At 50.6% G+C, this 18,172-nt stretch carries 12 protein-coding genes; 5 read left to right on the top strand and 7 right to left on the bottom strand.

The window, feature by feature from the left end:
* Positions 1 to 43 precede the first annotated feature (43 nt).
* The 5 genes from MES37_RS02445 to MES37_RS02425 all read right to left on the bottom strand — a co-directional run bounded on the left by MES37_RS02445 (position 44) and on the right by MES37_RS02425 (position 4,796).
* Positions 44 to 664, bottom strand: a complete 621-nt coding sequence (locus MES37_RS02445; protein ID WP_121813441.1) for a hypothetical protein — start codon at positions 662 to 664, stop codon at positions 44 to 46.
* 56 nt (positions 665 to 720) lie between these two features.
* Complete coding sequence (locus tag MES37_RS02440) at positions 721 to 2,031, bottom strand: murein L,D-transpeptidase catalytic domain-containing protein (protein WP_237930035.1); 1,311 nt, start codon at positions 2,029 to 2,031, stop codon at positions 721 to 723.
* Positions 2,032 to 2,103: 72 nt separating this feature from the next.
* A complete protein-coding gene (locus tag MES37_RS02435) occupies positions 2,104 to 2,670 on the bottom strand; it encodes a hypothetical protein (protein ID WP_237930034.1) in 567 nt (188 codons plus the stop codon).
* Between the two features lie 286 nt (positions 2,671 to 2,956).
* Positions 2,957 to 3,754, bottom strand: coding sequence for an MBL fold metallo-hydrolase (locus MES37_RS02430; RefSeq protein ID WP_237930033.1), 798 nt, complete (start codon positions 3,752 to 3,754; stop codon positions 2,957 to 2,959).
* Positions 3,755 to 3,830: 76 nt separating this feature from the next.
* Positions 3,831 to 4,796: an NmrA/HSCARG family protein gene (locus tag MES37_RS02425; RefSeq protein WP_064546855.1), complete on the bottom strand. Its 966-nt coding sequence runs from the start codon at positions 4,794 to 4,796 to the stop codon at positions 3,831 to 3,833.
* Positions 4,797 to 4,893: 97 nt separating this feature from the next.
* Between MES37_RS02425 and MES37_RS02420 the strand changes: the two genes are divergently transcribed.
* The 3 genes from MES37_RS02420 (at position 4,894) to MES37_RS02410 (ending at position 9,360) form a co-directional block, all read left to right on the top strand.
* The gene (locus MES37_RS02420) at positions 4,894 to 5,796 is read left to right on the top strand and encodes a LysR family transcriptional regulator (protein WP_232885901.1); all 903 of its coding nucleotides are present in this window, start codon (positions 4,894 to 4,896) and stop codon (positions 5,794 to 5,796) included.
* An 83-nt stretch (positions 5,797 to 5,879) separates the two neighbouring features.
* Positions 5,880 to 7,346, top strand: a complete 1,467-nt coding sequence (locus MES37_RS02415; RefSeq protein WP_237930032.1) for an aldehyde dehydrogenase — start codon at positions 5,880 to 5,882, stop codon at positions 7,344 to 7,346.
* 289 nt (positions 7,347 to 7,635) lie between these two features.
* Positions 7,636 to 9,360, top strand: a complete 1,725-nt coding sequence (locus MES37_RS02410) for an ABC-F family ATP-binding cassette domain-containing protein (RefSeq protein ID WP_064546864.1) — start codon at positions 7,636 to 7,638, stop codon at positions 9,358 to 9,360.
* Positions 9,361 to 9,432: 72 nt separating this feature from the next.
* Here the strand turns inward: MES37_RS02410 and MES37_RS02405 are convergent, their stop codons facing one another.
* Positions 9,433 to 11,127 (bottom strand): methyl-accepting chemotaxis protein, encoded by a 1,695-nt coding sequence (locus MES37_RS02405; protein ID WP_133521438.1) that lies wholly within the window; start codon positions 11,125 to 11,127, stop codon positions 9,433 to 9,435.
* A 246-nt stretch (positions 11,128 to 11,373) separates the two neighbouring features.
* On the opposite strand from MES37_RS02405, the gene MES37_RS02400 reads away from it, so the two are divergent.
* Positions 11,374 to 13,671, top strand: coding sequence for an FdhF/YdeP family oxidoreductase (locus MES37_RS02400; RefSeq protein WP_237930031.1), 2,298 nt, complete (start codon positions 11,374 to 11,376; stop codon positions 13,669 to 13,671).
* Between the two features lie 214 nt (positions 13,672 to 13,885).
* Positions 13,886 to 16,276 (top strand): glucose/quinate/shikimate family membrane-bound PQQ-dependent dehydrogenase, encoded by a 2,391-nt coding sequence (locus tag MES37_RS02395; protein WP_237930030.1) that lies wholly within the window; start codon positions 13,886 to 13,888, stop codon positions 16,274 to 16,276.
* A 151-nt stretch (positions 16,277 to 16,427) separates the two neighbouring features.
* On the opposite strand, the gene MES37_RS02390 is transcribed toward MES37_RS02395, so the two are convergent.
* Entirely contained in the window at positions 16,428 to 18,041 is a 1,614-nt protein-coding gene (locus tag MES37_RS02390) for an ABC transporter substrate-binding protein (protein ID WP_237930029.1), read from the bottom strand.
* Positions 18,042 to 18,172: the final 131 nt, after the last annotated feature.

Raw genomic sequence — 18,172 nt, 5'->3', positions numbered from 1 at the left:
CACCCAACAAATCTTTCGGACGTGTTGGGTGCATATTATTGGGTCATAGATCTATCTTATTGACCTCTCCTGTACTGTCGTCACCAGACTTAAGTGGCAATATATTAATATTTGCACCAATATATTCATTTCTATATTCATAAACATGATTAACATGGTAAGGAGAATATTGATCCCGTAAAAATGATCCTTCTATTTTGAATAGTTCATCGTCTCCATTTTTTGCTAAGGCACCGGAAACATAAAGTGCTAATTCTTTTATGATGGCAATCGCTATCGCTGAACCAGGATTCGCCGCAATGGCAGCCTTGAGGCCCAATTCAGCTGCCTGGCTGGATATAATACCATTTATTATCCCACCCATTTTTCTGACATCACGATCTGATTCCATAAACAGAGCAGATAACGTAACAAATGCCCCCGGATTTTTTGGGCCATATAAAAGAAGGCCATCACCCATTATGGATACGGAGCCACCCTCCTTCACCTTTGGAAAGGGAATAGTTTGGTAATACAGAGTTGGGTTTTTCGCATTCTCAGCATCAATGGCAAGCGAAAGGACATAGGGTTCACTATAACCATCAAAAAATATGTCTGAGCTTTTCAATAACTTCATATAGCTGAGTGTAATTGCAATATTATCTTTCTTAGGGTCAAAGGCCATATTAGTCACCTGTGATTTAGATAGAGATTATGGTGTTTAACAACAAACCAGATAATTCATGAAATTAACAACAGCGAACCGCCTTTAATCTTGTCGATGAGATCCTGAACAAGTGCATACTCTACTGCCGGACAACCAAAAGAGCGCCCACACCGACCATGTTGTTTAACGTACTCATCTCCCGCATAAGGGACACCATGAAACACGATTCCGCGTTTCAAAGCATTGTTGTTAGTGTCTTCAAGTCCATCGAGCCTTAGCGCCCTGCCATGTTTAGCCATAGTGTAAGTTCCCAGGGTTTTATAAAGCCCTAATGAACTCTGGTGCGACTCTGGGATATTTGAAAATTCAGTGGCTAACCCATCATTATTCGGATCACTACCGGTACCATGAACCGCGTGAATACTTTGGACGGTATTCGCTACACGGTCAAAAATATGCATTCTTTTATTTTTTGAATGCTCATGGATCTTAAAAACAACCCAATATCGAGGGTTGGATAATGGTTTGTTTTGGGTCTGCCAGTCGATCATTTTGTCAATATCTGCCTGTGGAACACCAGCTTGCTTCGCAAGTTGCTGAAGCCCTTCGCCAATAATACCGTCCACCGATACAGGAACGACGGCTTCAAAATCATCCTTATCAATAAGTGATAACAGCCGATTGGCTCTGTTTTTCCAGCCTTTTAAAAAAACGGCCTGGGATGGTTTTTTTGCAACGATAGCGTCGAAATAGCTAATCGTTCTCTCGGCAAAGGGAGGGATCAATTCTTCATCTGTCGTGCTATTAATTTTATTTAGTGTAGCGGTATCCATTTTCCTGGTTTGGGGTAACCCTAATATCTCCTGGCAAAAACCAATGGCGGTACCGGTACCGCACACTATCCCGATATCGAACAACGCAGTTGCGATACTTTGATCTTGTACAGCATCAAGGTTTAATGCGTCCCAATAATATCTTTTATAAATCATCTTTATTGTTTCATAGCTTAAATTTTTTACTTCATCTTTAGAGACATCTTTTCTTCCAAGATATGTGGAGAGTGTGCCAATCGTAATTCCTTTATTCGTCGCCCCTCCTTTGTCATCTGGATGTTCTGAATATCCCCCTTCATTTTTCAAGGTGAATATCAGCGCATCTTCGATATCTGCGCCCTGCCCGTCAGTGAGAGTATTGATCACATCGGGTTTTTCTGCTGAATCGCCAGATATTGGTTTTTCGATGCTGGGTTGTTCGTGAACCAGTGCTTCGAGTTTTTTTATCGCAGCTATTGTATTAGGCCCAATGATTCCATCTATTTTATCCTCATATAACTCTAATGACTTAAGTGATAATTGAAGTGACTCTATCTTATTTTGAGCAAACATAGCGATCTCCTCTATAGAGCGTTCGACGTAAAAGACTATTCAATTAGCGAGCGAAGGAATAAACGTCAATCATTATTTGCCCGCAGTGAGGCCGCTAAATAATGAAGAAAATTTGTTCACTACGTAGGGAGCAAATAGTGTCATTCCGGCCAGAAGGAATTTGACTATTTGGGTGATCGAGTCGGGAACCGTACTCGTTGCCCCAAAGTCATACAACACAAACGAACCGAACCCGATGTACATAAAGAGAATGGCCAGCATCCCTATAAGCGCGATTAAGCGACTCGAACTTGCCTTCATGACAGGTACAAGCACAGGTGTGCCGTTCTTGTCATAGATTGGCTGTCTTGTGACCACTGGTACGCCATCCTGGTCCTTCGTCGTAACTTCGATGAAGGCTGGCAGCAACACATCCTCAGAAAGTGCGTCGGCTAAAGACCACTCCTTAGGAAGTGAGCCGCGAATAGCGAGTATCGCTATCAACGACCCAAAGATAACTACCCCTGGAATCAGGTAGAGAAATACCGCTGAGGGTGGATGTGGAACCCAAGTAGGTTGGGGTGCCTGGGCCTGTACTACTGTTGAGAAACAGCAAATAGCGGTTGAGAATACCAACGAGAATTTTTTGATAAGCAACATACATTCGTCTCCAATATTGTCCGCAAGCGCGGATATTATTTCGACAAGAGTTGCGCGACATAAATATGCTCTTTAAATTATTCCTGTCACGGCGAATACATTACCTTTGTGCAGACAGCAAAATACCGTTTATTCATAAATCACTCATCCTGATTATGTTCATCAGAACAGCCAATACCATCATGCATAACTATCATTATTTAATTAGATATAGTCGTTATTAATTATCTGCCCCACAAATGCCGTTCGTAGGCCGGATTAGCACTCGTGACATCCGGCATTGACGTTACAAAGTAAAAATATCTCCCGTCGCCGGAGCAATAACCTCCGGCAACCACCATCGCCCCCATGCACCGGTACAATGGCACCCCAGGACTTTGTTTATTTGTTGTTGATGGAGAAAACGTCTGACCCGCAACAATTCCCACGGTGGCGCGCTGCGTAAATGGAACCCGCCAATCAGCGCATAGACCTTCCTGATGCCTGTAATATCCTGGCAATGGCGCACGATATTGATAATCCCCCGGTGCCCGCAACCGGTGATAATCACCAATCCATGCTCGGATTTATATATCAGAACGCCCTCGTCAATAACGTAATCCGCAGCCGCAGGGTTACCACTAATCATCCCGTATGCTCGGGGTTCATCAACAGGGATCTCTCCCGACCATAAGAAACGATCGCTAATCTGTACAGGCGTGCGGCTGTACTCCATGCGGTGACGGGAGTAATCAATATCCAGCGATAATTTCTTAATTTTTCGGCTAACACCCGCCAGTTTCACTACCGCGTATCGCTCATTGACTATCTGTGGATGGCAAATTATGCGGCTGTTGTCGGGTAGCCAGGGCACACCGCCACAATGATCATAATGACCATGGGAAAGTACCGTCGCGGTTAAGCTTGTCAGATCGACACCCAGAATTTCTGCGTTATGCACGAAGCTACTATCAGGGCCGGTATCGAATAAAACGCTGGTGGTTTCATCCGCCACCAACAAACTCAATCCTGCCTTAGCCCACAACAATTCATCTGCGCCGTCAGCACGCCGGTTTTCCAGTAATACCCTGATCGTTAATGCCATGTTTGCTCTTGCCTGAGAGGAAATCCATTTCCTCTTAGTTTGCGGGATTATTCTGAATGGCGCAGTGACTGGCGACTCAAAGCCCGAAAGAATGCCCTTGCCCCTGCCAACCCGTGGTTTGCAAAAATTGCTCCCAGGTTAATGCGTTTGGATTAACCTGGCGACTCCATTGCACATCACGTTCTTTACTGTAGTAACCATATTCAACGGCGTAGTCAGACATCCCGACCAGCTCAGCAACTAACCCGCCCATATCAGCAAATGATGGGAAATATTGCAGCATTTCGTCACGCGTCATCGCCGGGCGATAAGCGGCTTTTATCCCGGTCACACGGCTAAAGGTTTCAACAATCTCTTTTGGTGAAAGAAATTCGCCAACAACCGGTAAAGCGCAGCCTGTGTATTTATTCTGATTATCAAAAATCTCCAGCACCGCTGGGCCAGTTGCAGTTAAAGGGTCCACAAACGGGGCGTGAAAATCTTCGGGTAAATAGATGGGGAAAACTAAAGTATCGCCCTCAAAGCGCGGCTGGTAATACTCAAGCAAATTGGTATAGAAAAACGCCATCATAATAAAAGAGCTGGAAATGGGCAGCGTGCGGATATAGTCCTCAATGCGCCCCTTGTCGGTAAAGTGTGGCACCCATTTCGCCCCGTCGGTAATACGGTCGACATTTTCCAGGCTGGTGAAGACAAGATGCTGCACGCCCGCTTCCACGGCGGCATCGGCAATTTCTTTGCCTAATTCCGTTTCATGTGTCGATGCGTTAACCGCTTCTGGTGTAATACCCGGTGTCATCATAAATACGCCGTGTGCGCCCTTAAAAGCCTGAATAAAATCCTGTTTATGACCTGGCTCCAGCGGCACATTGATAAACTCCACACCCAGTTTTGCCAACTCCTGTGCTTGCGGGGAATCCATGCGGCGGGTTAATGCCCGCACCTGGTAACGCTGACTTTCCAGTAGTGTGCGTACTACGCTGCGCCCTTGTTTGCTCAGTGCGCCAACTACAGTGATAACGGGTTTTTGATTCGATGACATGGTCTTTCTCCTGATGATTCATATGTGTGTGGCTTGAATTATCAGGAGATTTCAGAGATAAGAGAAATCGATTGTTTTTTATTAAGGAATCCACCCAATGGATACCACACGTCTTGATTTAAACCTGCTGCTGACGCTCGAAGCCTTGCTTGCGGAACAGAATGTAACGAAAGCAGCGGCAAGGCTTCATCTCAGCCAGCCCGCCGTGAGCGCCCAACTCAACCGCCTGCGGGATATGTTTGATGATCCACTGCTGATCCCAGCAAGACGCGGAATGACGCCAACAGCCAAGGCGCTGGAATTAATTATTCCGGTACGCGAGTCTCTTGAAAAATTGCGGCAAACGCTGCAATCCCACAAAGATTTTTACCCGCAACGAGCAGAACTGACCGTTAATATCGCCTGCACCGACTACACGCAGGCGGCGATTGTGATGCCGCTGGTGCTGGCTTTGCGGCAACAAGCCCCTGGCGTGCGCATCGCGGCCCGTCACTACAATCCTGCCCAGTTTGAACAACAGCTGGCGAGCGGTGAACTTGATATCGCTATTGCCTCGCATGATGCAGCGAAATCGCATTTAAGAAGCAGCCATTTGTTTGACGAAACGTATGTGCTAATTGGCCGACGCGATCACCCTGCTCTTAAAGAAAATCTCTCTATCGAAGAGTTTGTGCAACTGGAGCATGTGATTGTTTCCCCCAGCGGTGGCAGCTTTACCACGCCCATCGATGACGCACTGGCGACATTCGGCCACAAACGTAATGTCGTGATGTCGGCGGCCACATTTTTGTTCGTACCTCAGATTGTTTCCATCAGCGACCTTGTCGCACTGGTTCCGCGACGCTTATTGCAGGTGAAATCAGAACTACTCTCAGTGATTGAACTTCCGTGGCTTGCGGAACAATTTGATGTCAATTTGGTGTGGCACGAACGCAGCCACGGGCATGCCGGGCATCGCTGGGTTCGCGAGTTAATTGCTGAATTGATCTCCCACTCATAAGCCGGGTAAACCACTGGGAAAACAGCCTGAACCTGTCTACACTCGATGACACCTTAACATTTCAATAACAAAAGAGGTGTCCTATGCAACCAACATCCCCTGTGTCTATTTCTATGTTCATCAATGGATTAGCGGTTGAAGCACAAAACCAGGCCACGTTTGAACGCCGTAACCCGCTTGATGAACACGTCGCCACTATCGCACCCGCCGCCACAACCCACGATGCACGTGCCGCCGTCGAAGCCGCAAGCCTGGCGTTTGTCAGTTGGTCACAAACTGGCCCGAATCAGCGCCGCGCTTTGCTTCTGAAAGCCGCTGATGCGCTGGAAGCAAAGCAAGCCGCGTTTGTCGCCGCCATGGCGGCAGAAACCGGTGCCACAGCGCAATGGGCAGAATTTAACGTGCATTTAGGTGCCGGGATTTTGCGTGAAGCCGCCGCCCTCACGTCACAAATTAACGGCGAAGTCATCCCCTCTGATGTGCCAGGCAATTTAGCTATGGCCATCCGCCAACCTGCAGGCGTCGTGCTGGGGATTGCGCCGTGGAATGCGCCTGTCATCCTTGGTGTCCGTGCGATTGCGACTCCGCTGGCATGTGGCAACTGCGTGGTGCTAAAAGGCTCTGAAATTTCCCCGGCTACCCACGGTTTAATCATCGAAGTGCTCAGTGAAGCGGGTTTCCCTGCCGGTGTGGTTAACTTTGTGACTAACGCGCCGCAGGATGCCGCCAGCATTGTCGAGGCAATGATTGCCCATCCGGCGGTGCGCAGAGTGAATTTCACCGGTTCGACGCATGTCGGGCGGATCATTGCACAAACCTGCGCGCGCTATCTCAAACCGGTGGTGTTAGAACTGGGCGGCAAAGCACCGTTACTGGTGTTACACGACGCCGATATCGAGCTTGCGGTGAACTGTGCAGCATTCGGCGCGTTTGCCAACTCCGGGCAAATTTGTATGTCGACCGAGCGGATCATTGTCGATGAGCGCGTTGCCGATGAATTTGTCGCGAAATTTGCGGCCAAAGCCGCCAGTTTACCGTGTAGCGACCCTCGCCTTGGCCCGACGATTTTGGGTTCAGTTGTTGATGTGCAGACCGTTTTGCGCTGCAATGATTTAATTGATGACGCGCTGGCTAAAGGGGCCAAAATTGTGGTCGGCGGGAAAGCCAGTTCAACATTGATGCCCGCCACAGTGCTGGATTTTGTCACCCCGGAGATGCGTATTTACCACGAAGAATCCTTCGGGCCAGTTAAAGGGGTGATCCGCGCTGAAAGCGAAGAGGAAGCGGTGGCTATCGCCAATGATAATGAGCTTGGGCTTTCAGCCGCCGTGTTCAGCCGTGATACCGCGCGGGCATGGAATATTGCCTGCCGCATTCAGAGTGGCATTTGCCATATCAATAGCCCAACGGTACACGATGAAGCGCAGATGCCCTTTGGTGGCGTCAAAGATTCAGGCTACGGGCGCTTTGGTGGGCTTGCGGGCGTCAGAGAGTTTACTGAGTTACGCTGGATAACGATGCAAATGCAGCCGCGCTCACTACCGTTTTGAGTCACAAATAGTGTATGCCAGCGCCTGGCCCGCTGGCATTTATTGATTATTTCTGCCAGGATTTCACCACTCATCAACTAACTGAATATAAGGAGGATCCCATGCTGTTTTGTGAAATGTTGTTTATTTCGCAGACTTTTGGCGATCGTCATAGCTCAAGCGTTATCGATATCGCACTGCGATAATCCGGCTTGAGCGAAGCAACCCAACACTAAATCTTCCCTCGGGCTTACCGGGTTATCGTCATTCTGACGAGGCGTTTTATCGCCTGACTCTTGAGTAAGCAACAATGAGCACATTATTAACCGCACAATCTCTTAGCCTTGATACCGCTTTCGGCCCACTGCTGGCTGACATCACTTTTACGCTGAAAAAAGGCGACCGCCTGGGCTTAATCGGCCATAACGGCTGCGGTAAAAGTACCCTTCTGAAATTACTCGATGGCACGATTTTGCCCAATTCTGGCTGCGTGACGCGTGCGCATCACTGCCTGCTGGCGCGAGTCGAACAGCATTTACCGGCGGAATTGCACCCTCTTACGTTGCTTGATGCAGTAATGGCGCGTTTAAGTGATGCACAACGCCATACCGATGGCTGGCGGGCACAAGCGCTTCTCGCCAGCATGGGCTTTGATGAAACGGCGTGGCAACTCACCGCCGGAACACTGAGCGGTGGGCAACATACGCGTTTATTGCTGGCGCGGGCGTTGATCACCGAACCCGATCTGCTGCTGCTCGATGAACCGAGTAACCACCTTGATTTGCCGACCTTGCTGTGGCTGGAGCAGTTCTTGCGCAGCTGGAATGGCAGCTTTGTGCTGGTTTCTCACGATCAACATCTGTTGGATAGCGTCACCAACGGCACGTGGATCTTGCGTGACCACACGCTCAGTTTCTTCCAGTTGCCCTGTTCGGCGGCGCGCCAGGCGCTGGATGAGCGCGATAAAACCGATGCCCACCGTCACCAGGCTGAGCAAAAGGAGATCGACCGCATTGCCGCCAGTGCCAAACGCCTCGCTATTTGGGGAAAGGTTTACGATAACGAAGACCTCGCCCGCAAAGCAAAGCAAATGGAAAAGCGCGTCGACAAGTTAAAAGACAGCCAGACCGAACTGAGTGCCGCGAATTTGTGGCAACTGATACTCAAAGGTGAAGCGTTACCCGCTGACCGTTTGCTGGAGATGGAAAACCTGTCCGTCAGCCCGGCAGCCGATTGCCCGCCACTGTTCACCCTGCAAATACAGCGCCTGAGAAGTGGTGATCGGGTAGCAATAATTGGCCGTAATGGTTGTGGCAAATCGTCGCTATTGCGCCTGCTGTGGCAGCAATATCAGCAACCGCTGAATGACGAGGCGATTCGTCTGCACCCGCGCGTTGAAATGGGCTATTACGACCAAACGCTGCACCAGTTGCGTGATGACGACACGTTGCTTGAAGCACTCGAACCGTTTGCGCCGTTAACCGAGCGCGATCGCAAAATGGCGTTGATCAGTGCCGGTTTTGCGTGGTTGCGCCACGGGCAAACGGTCAGCACGTTAAGCGGTGGCGAGCGTTCCAGGCTGTTATTTGTCGGGCTGACTCTGGCACGTTATTCGCTGCTGTTGCTCGATGAACCGACCAACCACCTGGATATGGAAGGCAAAGAGGCGCTGGCAGAAACACTGCAAAGTTACGAAGGCGGCGTGTTACTGGTGACGCATGACCGCACGTTAATCGCTAAGAGCTGTAACCGCTTCTGGCTGATTGATAATGGCGAGCTGAGCGAGTGGCACTCTTTGGAGGGGTTGTATGCGCAACTGACCAGTGAAAGCCTTGACGTGACGTTGTCACCATCCAAATCTGTTCAGCCAGTGATTAGTCATACAGAGGCCGACGGCTGGCTGGAGCGTTTAGTGGAACTGGAGGAGAAGCTTGCACAGGATTTAGCGCGTAAGCCCGGCCACCAGAAACCCGCGTTGCAACAGCAATGGCGCCACGAGATAGCCGCACTTAGCGTGCGGCTGGATATGGAGTAAGTGCAGGATGACGCGGAGCTTATCCGACCTACAAGCGGCATGGGTAGTTAGCGTCATCCACGGGTTCACAAACTAAAAGGTCGCCCAATTATCGTCATCAGTCACCACACTGGTGCGCGATATTGGCGCGGCTTTTTTTGGTTTTTCTGCCTTCGCTGTCACCCCATTTGGCTGATGGCTTAAACGGAAAATCCCCACCGCTGCGGTTAACCGCGCCGCTTGTTCTTCCAGTGACACCGCCGCTGCCGACGCTTCTTCAACCAACGAAGCGTTCTGTTGCGTGACGTTATCCATTTCGTTGATCGCAAGACCCACTTGCTGGATGCCACGGCTTTGTTCGTCAGACGCCGCGGCGATCTCCTGCATGATATCGGTGACACGACGCACTGCGCTGACAATTCCGGTCATGGTTTCTCCGGCATGTGCGACCTGATTTGAACCGCTATCAATCAACGACACTGATTCACTGATCAACCCTTCAATTTCTTTGGCTGCTTGTGCACTGCGTTGTGCCAGCGTGCGTACTTCGGTTGCGACCACCGCAAAACCGCGCCCTTGTTCACCGGCACGCGCCGCCTCTACCGCCGCATTGAGCGCCAAAATATTGGTCTGGAATGCAATGCTGTTGATCACCGCCGTTATCTCGGAAATTTTCTTCGAACTGGTAGAGATGTTGTTCATGGTGCTGACCACACCCGAGACAATGCGCCCGCCATCGCTGGCTTTGTGCGACGCTTCTTCAGCCAGTTTGGTGGCGTGATGGGCGTTATCCGCGTTCTGTTTCACGGTCGCCGTTAACTGCTCCATGCTAGCCGCAGTCTCTTCCAGAGCCGCCACTTGCTGTTCAGTACGGGCCGATAAATCAGTGTTTCCGGCAGAAATCTCACTGGTACCTTGATAAATCGCCTCCGCTCCAGAACGCACCTCACCGACAGTTTTCACCAGTGAGGCCTGCATTTCCTGTAGGTTCTGATTGAGCTTGCCGATTTCACTGCGACCATAGGCGGCCGACGCCAGGGTTAAATCCCCCTGAGAGATATGTTCGATGCGCGTTGCCGCCTGTTGCAGCGGTTGGACAACCACACGACGCAGCACCACGAAAGTGAAAACGGTCATGAAGATAGCCAGCGCAAATGCTCCTGCCATCAGCATCACACTAAAATGAGAACGGGCCTGAGCTTGTTCTTTAAGCGCCATCGCGCGTTCGGTACGGATTTTCGCCGCTTGCATCAGGACCTTGTTGTAGTCGGCATCAAGCTGACGGGCTTGGTCATTTTCATGGTTGATAATGGCTTCAAACATGCCGTTTTTGGCGTATTTCATCATCGGTGCCATGCCTTTGCTCAGGTACTCGTTGAAGCGGTCGCGCAGTTGGCTATCCAGCGCAGCACCTTCCTCAACTTTGTCAGCACGCGCCATATAAATATCAAAACTCGCCTGCGCCTGTTTAATCAACCTGTCGGCCTCAGCAATATTAGACTTCATATCGTCCATGTCAGCCACGCGCCCTGCCGCTCCCGCGTGAATGAAATTTAAACGTGCACTGCGTAAATCAGTGGAGCTATCAGACAGACCGATGCGCACCTGAATTTCGTTAGTCACGTCTTGCAGTGCTTTGTCACTCTGCACTAAAAAGTAACTCGCCAGCCCAACGCACAACGCGAACAGAACTAAGATGCCAACCAATATGGAAGTAAATAACGGCACCAGACGAATGTGATGCCAGAAACGAACGGCCCCTTGCGGGGAGATTTTTGTTTTTGCCATGTCCTGGGTGTCTCTTCTGGTTAATGGTTGTTGTTCCAGAAAGTTCATCGGCCAGCAGAGACAAAAGGTTGAATATCGCGTTGTTGTTTTGTGCTGTGGTTAACACTTTAATGACGAAAAGCTAACCAAATCACAGTATTTTCCCGCAATAAGTGTGCCTTACATAAAAGTTAAACAGGAGTAAACTCAATGTAACAGTAAATGGCGTCACCGCGTGCGGTCGCCCTCAGGACACGAATAAGCATTATGAAATTTAAATCTGCAATAAAACCCTATCATGCGGCAGCCGGTGGTTGGGGCTCGCTTGAAGCCACCACTCGCTTTGTTATCGACAGCAAACATGCCTTAAAAAATCTGCGTAATTTAATGCGCATGAACAAAGCCAAAGGCTTTGATTGCCCGGGATGCGCATGGGGTGATGACAATAAAAGTACCTTTAGCTTCTGCGAAAACGGCGCAAAAGCCGTGACATGGGAAGCGACTCGTCGTTTTATCGACCATGAGTTTTTCGCCCAACATAGCGTCAGCAAACTGTATCAACAAAGCGATTATTTCCTTGAATATCAAGGCCGACTGACTGAACCGCTACGCTACAACCCGCAGACCGACCATTACGAAGCCATCAGTTGGGACGACGCGCTGGCGATAATCGCTCAGCATATCAAAGCGCTGGATAATCCTGACCAGATGGAGCTGTATACCTCGGGGCGCGCCAGCAATGAAGCCTCTTATCTGTATCAACTTTTTGGCCGCACGGTCGGAACCAACAATTTCCCGGATTGCTCCAATATGTGCCACGAGGCCAGCGGCAGCGGCCTGAAGCGCAGTATCGGCGTCGGCAAAGGCACCATTCATCTTAATGATTTTGATAAAGCCAATGCGATTTTCGTGTTTGGCCAAAACCCTGGCACCAACCACCCACGCATGCTGCACAGTTTGCGCCACGCTGCAGAGAACGGCGCGCAAATCGTCACCTTTAATACCCTGCGCGAACGCGGACTTGAGCGTTTTGCCGATCCGCAAAAACCGTTAGAAGTGGTAACGCCGCTGGCAGGTAATATCAGCACGTATTATTACCAGCCAAATTTGGGCGGTGATATGGCGGCGATTCGCGGTATGGCGAAAGCGTTGCTGGAAGTGCATCGTGGGCAACTGGCACAAGGCGAAGCGGGGATTTTTGATCAGGCATTTATTGCTGAACACACTCACGGTGTGGATGGCTGGTTTGCCGAAATCGACAACACCAGCTGGGCGCACATTACCCAACAGTCCGGTTTGAGCGAACAACAAATTCGCGATGCCGCCGCCGTCTGGCAGCAGGCTGAGCGTGTGATTTGCACCTGGGCGATGGGGATTACGCAGCACAAACATTCACTGAATACCGTTCGTGAAATCGTTAACCTGCAATTGTTGGGTGGTCACTTAGGTAAACCTGGTGCCGGACTTTGCCCGGTGCGCGGCCACAGTAATGTGCAAGGTAACCGCACGATGGGCATCGATGAAAAACCCTCGGCGGCGTTACTCGACAGCCTGGCGGCGCATTTTGATTTTGAACCGCCACGCGCTCGCGGCCACAATACCGTAGAAGCGCTTGCCGCTATGCTGCGCGATGAAGTTAAAGTGCTGATTGCGCTGGGCGGGAATCTCGCGGCTGCGGCACCAGATAGCCCGCGCACTGAAGAAGCGTTACAGCGCTGCGGCCTGACGGTGCATATCAGCACCAAACTCAACCGCAGCCATTTGGTGCCAGGTAAAGCGGCATTAATCCTGCCAACGCTTGGGCGCACCGAAGAAGATATGCAGGCCAGCGGACGGCAGTTTATCACCGTCGAAGACTCGTTCAGTATGGTGCATGCCTCCGAAGGGATCGGTAAACCGATTGCCAACACTCAGCGTTCAGAAACGGCGATTGTCGCCGGAATTGCCGCAGCCGTTCTGGGATGTGAAAAACTGGACTGGCTGGCCATGTCAGACGATTACAATCTGATTCGCGACCACATCGCCGCCACCCTTCCCGGTTTTAAAGACTTCAACCAGCGGTGCGAAAACCCTGGTGGTTTCTATCTTGGCAATGCGGCGGCGCAGTTGCGTTTCAATACGCCATCGCGCAAAGCGGAATTTAGTGCCGCCGCGCTGCCGGAGTCCCTGTTCGGCGAATTAACCGCACCGTTTGTGCTACAGACTTTGCGCTCGCATGACCAGTACAACACCACCATTTATGGGCTGGACGACCGCTACCGTGGCGTTTACGGCCAACGCGAAGTTTTATTTATTAATCCTGAAGATCTTGCCGAACTGGAATTGCATGACGGCAATTTAGTGGATATTGAGACTATCTGGAACGATGGTATTACGCGCAAAGTCAGCGGCTTCAAAATCGTGCCGTACAATATTCCGCGTGGCAATCTGGCGGCTTATTACCCGGAAACGAACCCATTGGTTCCACTGACCAGCGTCGGTGACGACACTGGGACGCCAACTTCAAAATCTGTACCGGTAAAAATCAGCCGTACCGTTTCCGTTGAAAGCCAGCGTATCGCCTAACTCTCCCTTCCTGTAAGCACTTGTCGGGTAGCACCCTGTTACCCGACACCTCAACGCACTTCATTACCTATTCGCAATAAATGCGCGATTTCTCATTAACAACTTTGCAATATCATAACGTGAGATTATGATATCCGCACAATTAACCATTTGGTTCGTTATGTGGTTTTTATCATAAAGAAGTGAATGGAACACACTTCGACAGGAGAACGTTATGGCAAGTTACACTCCCCCGCGCGGCCTGGCATTAGGGCTGCTGTGGGTTCTCGGCGGGCTGATGGCTTTGATTGGCCTCGCTATTGGTATCGGCGGTGCTTATCTCGTCGCACTCGGCGGGACTTTTTATTTCCTGCTGATGGGCATCGTGATGCTTATCTCCGCTGTTTTGATTTTGAAAAAGAAAACTGCTGGTCTGCTGCTTTATGGTCTGGCATTCATCTGCTCTATCTTTTGGGCAATTAGCGATGCGGGAATGGATTTTTGGCCGTTATTCTCGCGCCTGTTTACCTTCGCGGTGCTGGCATTCCTCGCCGCCATCGCGTGGCCGATTTTACGTGCTGCACACAGTCGTGCTCCGGTAAAAAAAGCACCTGCTTATGGCATCGCCGCCCTGCTAGCCGTGTGTATGCTGGTGAGCGCAGGCTGGATGTTTGTGCCACAGGTACAAGTTGCCGCCAATGAAGACGTGCCGGTCAAACCGGTTACTGCGGCGGATGCGCAAAAAGACTGGAAGCATTGGGGTAATACCACTCACGGCGACCGTTTTGCTGCCCTTGATCAAATTAACAAAGGCAACGTCAACGACCTGAAAGTGGCGTGGATTGCCCACACTGGCGACATCCCACAAAGTAACGGTTCCGGCGCGGAAGATCAGAACACGCCATTGCAGGTTGGCGACACGCTGTTTGTCTGCACGCCGTACAGCAAAGTGCTGGCGCTGGATGTCGATTCAGGTAAAGAAAAATGGCGCTTTGATAGCAAAGCAACCGCGCCAAACTGGCAACGCTGCCGTGGATTAGGCTATTTTGAGGAAACCACTCAACAAGCCTTAACCCCTGTTGCAGAACCTGCGCAACCTGCGGCCTGCCCTCGTCGCCTGTTCTTGCCAACCACCGATGCACGCCTGATTGCGATTAATGCCGACAACGGCAAACTGTGCGATGACTTTGGTGACCACGGCACCGTTGACCTGAAAACCGGCATGGGTGAAGTCAAAGCGGGCTATTACCAGCAAACCTCTACACCGTTGGTAGCAGGGAATATGGTGATCGTCGGTGGCCGAGTGGCAGATAACTTCTCCACTGGCGAACCTCCTGGTGTGGTGCGCGCTTATGACGTGCACAGCGGTAAACTGGCATGGGCATGGGACCCGGGTAACCCGGAGATTACCGGTGTTCCACCTGAAGGCCAGACCTATACACGCGGTACGCCAAACGTCTGGTCTGCCATGTCTTTTGATGAAAAACTCGGCCTGGTTTACCTGCCAACCGGTAACGCAACACCGGATTTCTTCGGCGGCACACGTACTGCGCAAGACGACAAATACAGCTCTTCTATTGTGGCGGTCGACGTCGCAACGGGCCAGGTGCGCTGGCATTATCAAACCACTCACCACGATTTGTGGGACTTCGATTTACCGTCGCAACCGCTGCTGTATGACTTGCCAGACGGCAAAGGTAGTACCACGCCGGTGATTGTGCAGACCTCCAAACAGGGCATGATTTTCATGCTTAACCGCGCCACAGGTGAACCGGTGGCGAAAGTGGAAGAACGTCCCGTTCCACAAGGTAATGTTGAAGGTGAACGCTACTCAAAAACCCAGCCGTACTCTGTCGGGATGCCAATGATTGGCAACCAAACCCTGAACGAGTCGGACATGTGGGGCGCTACGCCAATCGACCTGTTGATTTGCCGTATCGAATTTAAAGAGATGCGCCACGAAGGTGTTTACACCCCGCCGGGTCTGGATCGTTCGCTGCAATTCCCTGGTTCACTGGGTGGCATGAACTGGGGAAGCGTTTCTGTTGACCCGAACAACAGCCTGATGTTCGTCAACGATATGCGTCTGGGACTGGCAAACTATATGGTGCCGCGTGCCAATGTGGCGAAAAACGCCAGCGGTATCGAGATGGGTATTGTACCAATGGACGGCACGCCGTTCGGCGCAATGCGCGAGCGTTTCCTGTCGCCGCTGGGTATTCCGTGCCAGAAACCACCGTTTGGTACCATGTCAGCCATCGATCTGAAATCCGGGAAAGTGGTCTGGCAGGTTCCGGTGGGTACCGTGCAGGACACCGGCCCGCTGGGCATTCGTATGCACCTGCCGATCCCCATCGGCATGCCAACGCTGGGCGCATCGCTTTCAACCCAGTCTGGCCTGCTGTTCTTCGCGGGGACACAAGATTTCTATCTGCGCGCCTTTGATACCGCAAACGGCAAGGAAATCTGGAAATCTCGCCTGCCAGTAGGCAGCCAGTCTGGCCCGATGACCTATGTGTCACCGAAGACCGGCAAGCAATATATTGTGATTAACGCAGGCGGAGCACGTCAGTCTCCAGACCGTGGTGATTACATTATTGCTTACGCGTTGCCAGACGCGAAATAAGCCAAAAAAACGGGTGCATTTGGCACCCGTTTTGCTTTTCATCATTTGTTGCCTGCATTGACGTAAATGGTGGATGACGCTAACGCTTATCCCCCTACAACAACTGTTCGCTTTTCGTAGGTCAGATAAGCTTGCGTCATCCGACAACCAATTACTTCACATCCACCTGGTAGAAAATGTGTTTACCAAACGGATCAACTTCGTAGCCCGTCACTTCTTTGCGAACCGGCTCGAAAATCGTCGAGTGCGCAATCATCACCGCAGGCATTTGGTCATGCATCATCTGCTGCGCTTCTTTATATAACGCCACACGTTTTTCGTGGTCGCTAGACGTCCGCGCCTCAAGGATCAGCTTATCAAACGGCTGATAACACCATTTCGCCGAGTTAGAACCGCCATCGGCTGCACGACAGGTAAACAGCGGGCCGAAGAAGTTATCCGGGTCGCCGGTTGCCGTGGTCCAGCCCATCAGCGCCGCCTGATGCTCACCGTCTTTCACGCGTTTTAAATACTCGCCCCACTCGTAAGTCACCACTTTCGCCGTCACGCCAATTTTCGCCCAGTCGGCCTGAATCATCTCGGCCATGCGTTTAGCATTCGGGTTATACGGACGCTGCACCGGCATCGCCCACAGGTCGATGGTCATACCGTTGGTGAAACCTGCTTCTTTCAGTAAAGCTTTGGCTTTTTCCGGGTCATATTCGTAATCTTTGAGCGTGTCGTCAGCACTCCACACGCCCGGTGGTAGCAGGTTTTTTGCCGCTGTTCCGGTGCCACGGAATACCGCGTCAATAATCGCCGGTTTATTGATGGCCATGGCTAATGCCTGGCGAACTTTCACATTATCCGTTGGCGCTTTTTGAGTGTTAAAGGACAGGAAACCGGTATTCAGTCCCGCTTTTTGCATCAGGTTAATATCGGCGTTTTCTTTCAGGCGTGGCAAATCCGCTGGATTAGGGAATGGCATCACCTGGCATTCGTTCTTCTCAAGTTTTGCCACACGCACCGAGGCATCCGGAGTTATCGAGAACACCAGTTTGTCGATATTGGCTTTACCCTGCCAGTATTCAGGAAATGCGGTAAACAGAATGCGCGAATCCTTTTGATATTGTGCAAGACGGAATGGTCCTGTGCCGATTGGGTCCATATCCACGCGTTCTGGCGTGCCCGCTTTTAACATGTTGTCGGCGTATTCAGCGGAAAGAATAGAGGCAAAATACCAGCCGAGATCGGCAATAAATGGCGCTTCAGGATGAGTCAAGGTAAAGCGCACGGTATTATCATCGACTTTATCAATAGCGGTGATTAATTTTCCGAATTCTAAACTTTCGAAATTAGAATAGTTTCCATTGGAAACATTATGGTAAGGATGTTTTGGGTCCTTCTGACGCATAAACGAAAAAATGACATCGTCAGCGTTAAAATCACGGCTTGGTTTAAAGTATTTGTTGCTCTGGAATTTCACCCCTTTGCGCAAATGGAAGGTATAGACCCTGCCGTCTTCGCTGACATCCCAGCTTTCAGCCAGGCTTGGCTGCAATTCAGTGGTACCTACTTTAAAATCCACCAGACGGTTATAAACCGGTACCGCGCTGGCATCAACGCTGGTCCCGGAAGTATATAACTGCGGGTTAAAGTTTTCCGGTGAGCCTTCGGAACAATACACTAATGTTTTGGCCGCAACAGTGGAACTGACTGTCAACGCGGCTATTATCAATGCAAGTTTTGTGGTTGTTGTTGAGAGTGTTGTGATGGAAGTTTTCATGCCTGCCCTTATAATTTTATATTTTCCTGACCCAGAAAGAATTAACGCTTGTGCAAAGCAGCTTAATAAATAACATTAAAAGTAGATTGCAAACAATTGAATATATCCAGCAGATTCCAAAAGAAGGATTA

Origin of the sequence: Buttiauxella sp. S19-1, from assembly GCF_022134725.1 — a bacterium.
GTDB classification, from domain to species: domain Bacteria; phylum Pseudomonadota; class Gammaproteobacteria; order Enterobacterales; family Enterobacteriaceae; genus Buttiauxella; species Buttiauxella ferragutiae.
Note: the sequence above shows the minus strand (reverse complement) of the source record. Positions and strands in the feature narration are given on the sequence as shown.